This window comes from Pseudomonas cyclaminis (assembly GCF_015163715.1).
In the GTDB taxonomy this organism is placed as follows: Bacteria; Pseudomonadota; Gammaproteobacteria; order Pseudomonadales; family Pseudomonadaceae; genus Aquipseudomonas; species Aquipseudomonas cyclaminis.
Window position 1 is genome coordinate 1 of the sequence record NZ_JADDUM010000002.1, and the last position, 6,672, is coordinate 6,672.

The 6,672-nt window shown below is 58.5% G+C and carries 5 protein-coding genes and 1 pseudogene; all 6 read right to left on the minus strand.

Going from position 1 to position 6,672, the window contains the following annotated elements; translation table 11 throughout:
* Positions 1-2,021, minus strand: a 2,021-nt coding sequence (locus IQK56_RS00140) for an RHS repeat domain-containing protein (protein ID WP_193901480.1), incomplete at its 3' end; no start/stop codon positions are given.
* Positions 2,022-2,272: 251 nt separating this feature from the next.
* Complete coding sequence (gene ycaC / locus IQK56_RS00145; protein WP_122308054.1) at positions 2,273-2,905, minus strand: isochorismate family cysteine hydrolase YcaC; 633 nt, start codon at positions 2,903-2,905, stop codon at positions 2,273-2,275.
* Positions 2,906-3,323: 418 nt separating this feature from the next.
* Positions 3,324-4,100, minus strand: coding sequence for a LexA family transcriptional regulator (locus tag IQK56_RS00150; RefSeq protein ID WP_150676942.1), 777 nt, complete (start codon positions 4,098-4,100; stop codon positions 3,324-3,326).
* Between the two features lie 214 nt (positions 4,101-4,314).
* Positions 4,315-4,842 (minus strand): inorganic diphosphatase, encoded by a 528-nt coding sequence (ppa, locus tag IQK56_RS00155; RefSeq protein WP_065924892.1) that lies wholly within the window; start codon positions 4,840-4,842, stop codon positions 4,315-4,317.
* A 108-nt stretch (positions 4,843-4,950) separates the two neighbouring features.
* Positions 4,951-5,766 (minus strand): M90 family metallopeptidase, encoded by an 816-nt coding sequence (locus tag IQK56_RS00160; RefSeq protein ID WP_122308051.1) that lies wholly within the window; start codon positions 5,764-5,766, stop codon positions 4,951-4,953.
* Positions 5,767-5,772: 6 nt separating this feature from the next.
* Positions 5,773-6,428, minus strand: a pseudogene (locus IQK56_RS00165) (DedA family protein).
* Positions 6,429-6,672: the final 244 nt, after the last annotated feature.

Consider the following 6,672-nt stretch of genomic DNA (forward strand, 5'->3'; position numbering starts at 1 on the left):
TCATGGACATACACTTCCTGGCTGCCGTCGGCGTTGTGCACCACAACGCTGCCGTCATCCCCCCAGGCATACCGCGTATCCATCTGCGAAAAACTGGCCCAATGCCGGACACATCGCGCCGCTTTGCCAGACCGTTCCCACGCCCAAAAGAAACTCGCCCCACCGGCCAACCCGCGTTCCAGAATGACGTGCTGATCGTCGTAGCGATAAACCTCGCTCTCACCGACGGCATTGGTCGCTGAGACCAGTCGGCCAAAGTCGTCATAGGCGTAGGAAACAACGTTCTGTTCAGTTACCCAGGCGTAGGGCTCATACCCCTTGGCCCGCTGAACCTGGTAGTCCACCGCGACAATGCGGCCCGACTCATAGCGTAAAAACAGTGCACAACCGGCACCGTTATCCAGCCGTTCAATGCGCCCTAAATAGTCCCGACTAATCCGCAGGCGGTTGTCATACGCATCACTGATCGAAACCAGCACACCATCGCGAAAGTGATAAAACCGCGACGCCTGTGCCAGCACCAACTCATCCGGCACCGAGCCCAAGTAGATCGCCGCTTCAGCCAGGCTATTGGTGATTGCAGGTCGAGCAACTGTCGGCAGTGGAAACTCAGTCGAGCGGTTTTCATGGTCGATCCAGACCACCGAATCACCGTCAACCGAAAGCCGATGCGCCAGCGAATGACTCCAGCCAAACCCCAGCCCGACATCCATTTCCACGGCACTGGTGCGATACAACCGTGTCCACTCAAACGGCAGAATCCCGTCTAAAACACCGTCAGTCAGCGTGAGTAATTCTTCGCCGGTGACCATCGACACCGGACAGCCATTGGTCACGGTCTTATCCGAAGCCGCCGCAGCATCCCCCTTCGGATTCGTCGCTACGGCAGGCACATCATCCACAGGCTCTTTCTGCTTCAACACCGCGTTCTGCCGCGCCCGCCAGCGCATCTGCATCGTGCCCTGCTTAAGCCCGCCCACCACCCCGCGAACCGCCACCGCCTTATAGCGATCCACGGCCTGCATAAACCGGGTCAGAATCTTCAGCAGAGCCTCAACAAAACCCAGCGCCGCCTTCAGCATCTGCACGCCGTACTTGACCAGCCGCACACTCAAATACGCCACACCCGCTGCCGGCAGGGCGATGGTCAGCACTGCGCCGATCACCAGGTCTATCAACAACGACACCACAAACCCTGCGCCCACCTGCGCGATCTGGCCGGGCGGTAAGGCGTCCAACCAAATCATCGCCGTGCGCACCAGCAGGAACAGCGCCGCTTCGTCACTGGCGAGCAACATCGCCTGTTCCATGACCTTGGGGGCATCGGTGGCGATTTGCGCCAACTTGGCGGCTTCCGCTCCCAACTGTTCGGCATATTCCAGCGGGTCTTCAAGGATCGCCTGAACCAGCTTGATGCTGTCCCACACGTCCATGATTGCGGCCCAACTGCCCGCCAACAGGCCGCCGCCAATCGCACTGGCGGTGGACACCTCCCAATGGGGTTTAAAACCGGTCCATTGTGATCGAAGCCACTGCTCCAGGTCCGCCGTCAGCCCCGCGTAGGAGGCGAACAGCGCCTCCACCTGCTGCTCCGAAACACCGCCCTGCACCCGCACCTGATAGCGCCCACCGGCAGTGCAGTAGTGGGAACCCCTGCCATGCTCATCCAACATGACCCGCGTGGAGCTACCGTCATCCAGCCCGATCACCTCGACCGGGATGCCACCAATCGGCACGTCATACGCCGACTCGAACTTGCTCTCGATCTTCAGCTCGCCACCCACCTGGCAGATGGCAACGCTGCCCATGAAATCCGGGTCGGTCATGCTCGCTGTGGTGTGCGAATCACCCATCCGCACCACCCGATCCATCCCCAGCAACGACGGCATATCCGCCGCATGGCTCACTGAGTCCAGCGCCCGCGAATACCAGGCCGCCATCTGCTGGCGATACACCGCCAGGCTCTGATGAAAGCCATCCAGCTCATGTTCGATAGAGGCAATGTGGGAAGCGTGGGTCATCCGTGACGTCTCGGCAGAGGGCAAGGCGTCGGAGTTTGCCGCAGCAAAAAGCGGCTGGATGAACGGTTTGGAAAATCAGAATGGGCTTACGAAAGTCGCGTAATAGTCAGCCGCAAATCACGGCTGAGGGCTACTTCAAATGGCGATCATGCTGATTGAAGAGCAGTGCGCAATGGTTCTTTAAGTTGGAAGTTCGGTTGAATAACGAAAGCCTGCTTTTAAGGGCAGGCTTATCGCGAATCTCGGCTGACTTATTTTTGATGAGCCGTCAGCGCCGCATACCCATTCATCAGGTTGCGATAGTTGGGAATGCGCTGGGACAACAAATTCCCCAGGCCTTCGATATCGTTGCGCCAGTCGCGGTGCAACTCACACGCCACCGAGAACCAGTTCATCAACTGCGCACCGGCTTGCGTCATCCGGCTCCACGCTGCTTGCTGCACCGTGGTGTTGAACGTGCCGGAGGCATCGGTCACTACAAACACCTCAAACCCTTCCGCCAGCGCCGACAGGGTCGGGAACGCTACGCACACATCCGTGACCACACCGGCAATGATGATCTGCTTACGGCCAGTGGCTTTGATCGCCTTGACGAAGTCTTCGTTGTCCCACGCATTGATCTGGCCGGGGCGTGCGATGTACGGCGCGTCCGGGAACATTTCTTTCAACTCTGGCACCAACGGGCCGTTGGGGCCTTGCTCGAAGCTGGTGGTAAGGATCGTCGGGAGGTTGAAGAACTTGGCCAGGTCGGCCAGGGCCAACACGTTGTTCTTGAACTCGTTGGGCGAGAAGTCCTGCACCAGGGAGATCAGGCCGGTCTGGTGGTCGACCAGCAGAACGATGGCGTCGTCTTTGTTCAAGCGGTTGTAGGTTGGAGTGCTCATGGTTGAATCCTTTTTTGTTTAGGTTGGTTGGGCGTTGCGTTCAACATGGGCACAGATTAATGGGTGATGACGGGGTGATAAATCGGGTGAGAGGAGTCTTACTGTCAACTAAAAAGGGACAAACGTTGATGTCAGACACGGGTTGGAAGGGGAAGAGGGAATGCTTGCAAGTTGGCTTGATTTGCAGAGGGGCGGGGAAGATTTCTACAGGCATTAAAAAGCCGGCTTGTGGCCGGCTTCTCGGGGACTGCCTCAGCTTGTTTTTGACAAACCTCAGCAGCCTTCAAATCGCTCAGCCCACATTGCGTCGGGCTGAATAGTAGGGGCATCCGCGGGAACTCCTCCGCTTCGCCGAGCAGGGTGAATAGCCATAAGCCACCCCCTGCCAAATGTGCGGCGCATGATACCCGCATTCATTTCAAATGCCCACCTCCGGCTCCGATGTAGAGCCTTCCCAGCCCAAAAGATGTTCATCCAGCGGCACCGGCGGGCGGCGGTTGTTGAGGGTGGACCACCAGAATACCCAGCCTATGATTTTGAAATTCTGTTCGAACCGTTCTTCATGGTTCAGGTATTCATCCGGGTGTTCGCCGGCGTTGTGGCTGCGCATGCGCAGGCCGCCGCCAGGGCGGTTGTAGAGGTATTTGATGCGCAGCATGCCGTCGTGTTCGACGGCGTAGATTTCGCCGTCGATGATTTGGGTGCGGCCTTTGTCGATGGCGAGGGTGGAGCCTTGTTGGATGATGTCGATCATGCTGTTGTCGACCATGTAGGCGCCTAAAGCGCGGTCGGGGCTTACGTTGAGGGTTTCGAGGGTGTGCAGGGCGACGCGGATGCGTTGGGTTGAGGTGAAGGTGGGGTGGAGGGGGATCTCCACGTCGATTTTTTCTGGTGGGCAGGCGTGGCCTGGGAGGTATTTGCCGCTTCCTTCGCGGGTGCTGGGCAGTCCTTTGCGTGTTTCCGGGCCTTCGAGCAGGAAGTTGGCCGGAGGGTGTTTGGGGCCTTCGCCGTTGCGCAGCCAACGGCTGGAGACGCAGAGCAGTTCTGCGATCTCGTTGAGTCGGCCCATGGGTACACCGCGCTTGAACCAGTTGTTCACGTGTTGAGGCGTGACGCCGCGGTTCTTGGCGAAGTCTGAAGCGGAAAGATGAACTTCCCGCAATAGCGCTTTTAAACGATCACCTGATGTATTCATAAACGCAGAGTTTACTGGCCGAAAAAACTAATCAAATAAACCATGCGTTGAATTGCGCATGTAGGTTTTTACTTAGTTGTAGTCTGATCTTTCGGTAAGCGTGCTTAGTTGAACGCTGCGTACTAGTTTTTGAACTTATTGTTTAATTTTTCCCACAAAAAAAGCCCCGAATGATCGGGGCTTTTTTGATTGCCGGGGCAATGAGGAGTCAGTATCAGCCTTTGTAGGCAGCGACCGACTTCATGATCTCGGCGCGGGCGGCGTCTGCGTTGCCCCAACCGTCGATCTTCACCCATTTGCCTTTTTCGAGGTCTTTGTAGTTCTCGAAGAAGTGCTTGATCTGTTCCAGCAGCAGTGGCGGCAGGTCGGTGTATTCCTTCACGTCCACGTACAGCTGGGACAGCTTGTCGTGTGGGACTGCGATGACTTTGGCATCGCCGCCGCCGTCGTCGGTCATGTGCAGGATGCCGACCGGGCGCGCGCGGATGACCGAACCTGGGGTAACCGGGTAAGGGGTTACGACCAGCACGTCGAGGGGATCACCGTCGTCAGCCAGGGTGTTCGGGATAAAACCGTAGTTGGCCGGGTAGAACATCGGGGTGGCCATGAAACGGTCAACGAACAGGCAGTCGCTGTCTTTGTCGATTTCGTATTTGATCGGCGCGTGGTTGGCCGGAATCTCGATGGCGACGTAGATGTCGTTCGGCAGGTCTTTGCCAGCCGGAATCTTGCTGTAGCTCATTGGGCGTTGCCCCCGTAGTTGGCCATATGACATGGCCGGATTGGCCTAAAAGTGGCGGCGATTATAGGCATATTCTGACGGCGATGCCATGCGCCAGACGTCGTACGGTCATTCGTCTTGCGGCTGATAACGCGGGTCGTGGGCTTGCAGCAGGGTCAGGCGGGCCAAGGGATCCTGGCGGTAAAAGCGGCTGAGTTGGGCGTACACCTGTGGATACGTGCTGACCAGTAAATCCGGGGCGCTGAAAAAATACTCACTGGTGACCGCAAAGAATTCCGCTGGATTTTCCGCGGCGTAGGGGTCGATCTCGGTCTCGGCATCCGGGTTGGCGTCCAGTTGGCGATTGAGGTCGTCGTAGGCACTTTGCATCACGCTGGCCCACTCCTGCACGCGCATATCGCTGTGCAGGGGCGGCAGGCCATTGGCGTCGCCGTTGAGCATGTCGAGTTTGTGCGCCAGTTCGTGGATCACCAGGTTGTAGCCTTCCCACTGGCCGCTGGCGAGTACGCCGGGCCAGGCGAGGATCACCGGGCCTTGTTGCCAGGCTTCGCCGCTGTGTTCGCCGTCCCACTCGTGTTCGATGCCGCTGCTGTCACGATGGCGCTGGGGGCTGAGGAAGTCGTCGGGGTACAGCACGATTTCGTGGAAGCCCTGGTACCAGTCGAGGTCGCCGAGGTTCATCAGCGGTAATTGCGCCTGGGCGGCCAGAAGCAGGCGTTGTTCCTGGTGCAGTTCGACGCCGGGCAGGGCGCTCAGGTGTTTTTCGGCGAGGAACACCACGCAGGCGTCGCGCAGCCACTGGTCCTGCTCGGCGCTGATGCCGTCGAGGAAGGTCAGGTGGTGGCGCACCCGCTGCCAGGTGTCATCGGCAATCGGGTGCTTGGCCAGCAGGCGCCGGCGACGCCAGGCGCTGAGGGACCACATCGCAGGTCAGTGCGGCTTGGCTTCGGAGGAGGTGCGGCCAAAACGGCTGCGGAACACCCCAATGATCATCGGCACCAGGGACAGCAGGATGATGAACACCACCAGCAGCGACAGGTTTTTCTTGATAAATGGCACGTTGCCGAAGAAGTAGCCCAGGGTCACCAGGCCGCCGACCCAGAGGATGGTGCCCAGTACGCTGAAACCGAAAAAGCGCGGGTAGGGCATTCTCGCGATGCCGGCGACGAACGGCGCAAAGGTGCGCAGGATCGGCAGGAAGCGCGCCAGGGTCACGGTTTTGCCGCCGTGCCTGTCGTAGAAGTCGTGGGTCTTTTGCAGGTAATCGCGGCGGAAGATCTTCGAGTTCGGGTTGCTGAACAAGCGTTCTCCGGCCGTCCGCCCGATCACGTAGTTGGTGCTGTCGCCGAGGATCGCCGCCAGCATCAACAGGCCGCCCAGTAATACCGGGTCCATGCCGCCACCTGCAGCGACGGCGCTGCGATAAACAGCAGGGAATCACCCGGCAGGAACGGCATGACCACCAGGCCGGTTTCGCAAAAGATCACCAGAAACAGAATGGCGTAGATCCACGGACCGTAATTGGTTACCAGCAGGTCGAGGTAGACGTCGAGATGCAGGATAAGGTCGAGCGGGTTGAAATCCATGGATGGCACCTGTGTGAATAGCCCGGCTCAGCAGGCTTGTGCGGAAGCTCGGGTTAATAAGGCTACAAGTGTATGCCGCATTTCTTACAACCCTGAAAGGTCCGCATTATACGGATTGAGAGGTGAAAAGCCTGTTGGTTTTGTAGCGGGGGATGTCGCAAAGCCAAATGTGGCAGGGGGCTTGCCCACGATGAGGGCGTGTCAGTTATAAATAGTCTGACTGGTACGCCGCTATCGGGGGCAA

What these genes read in the sequence shown, in the direction of transcription:
- IQK56_RS00150 (WP_150676942.1), bottom strand. Translation starts at nt 4,100, where the DNA reads ATGAATACATCAGGTGATCGTTTAAAAGCGCTATTGCGGGAAGTTCAT.
- ppa (WP_065924892.1), bottom strand. Translation starts at nt 4,842, where the DNA reads ATGAGCTACAGCAAGATTCCGGCTGGCAAAGACCTGCCGAACGACATC.
- IQK56_RS00160 (WP_122308051.1), bottom strand. Translation starts at nt 5,766, where the DNA reads ATGTGGTCCCTCAGCGCCTGGCGTCGCCGGCGCCTGCTGGCCAAGCAC.
- ycaC (WP_122308054.1), bottom strand. Translation starts at nt 2,905, where the DNA reads ATGAGCACTCCAACCTACAACCGCTTGAACAAAGACGACGCCATCGTT.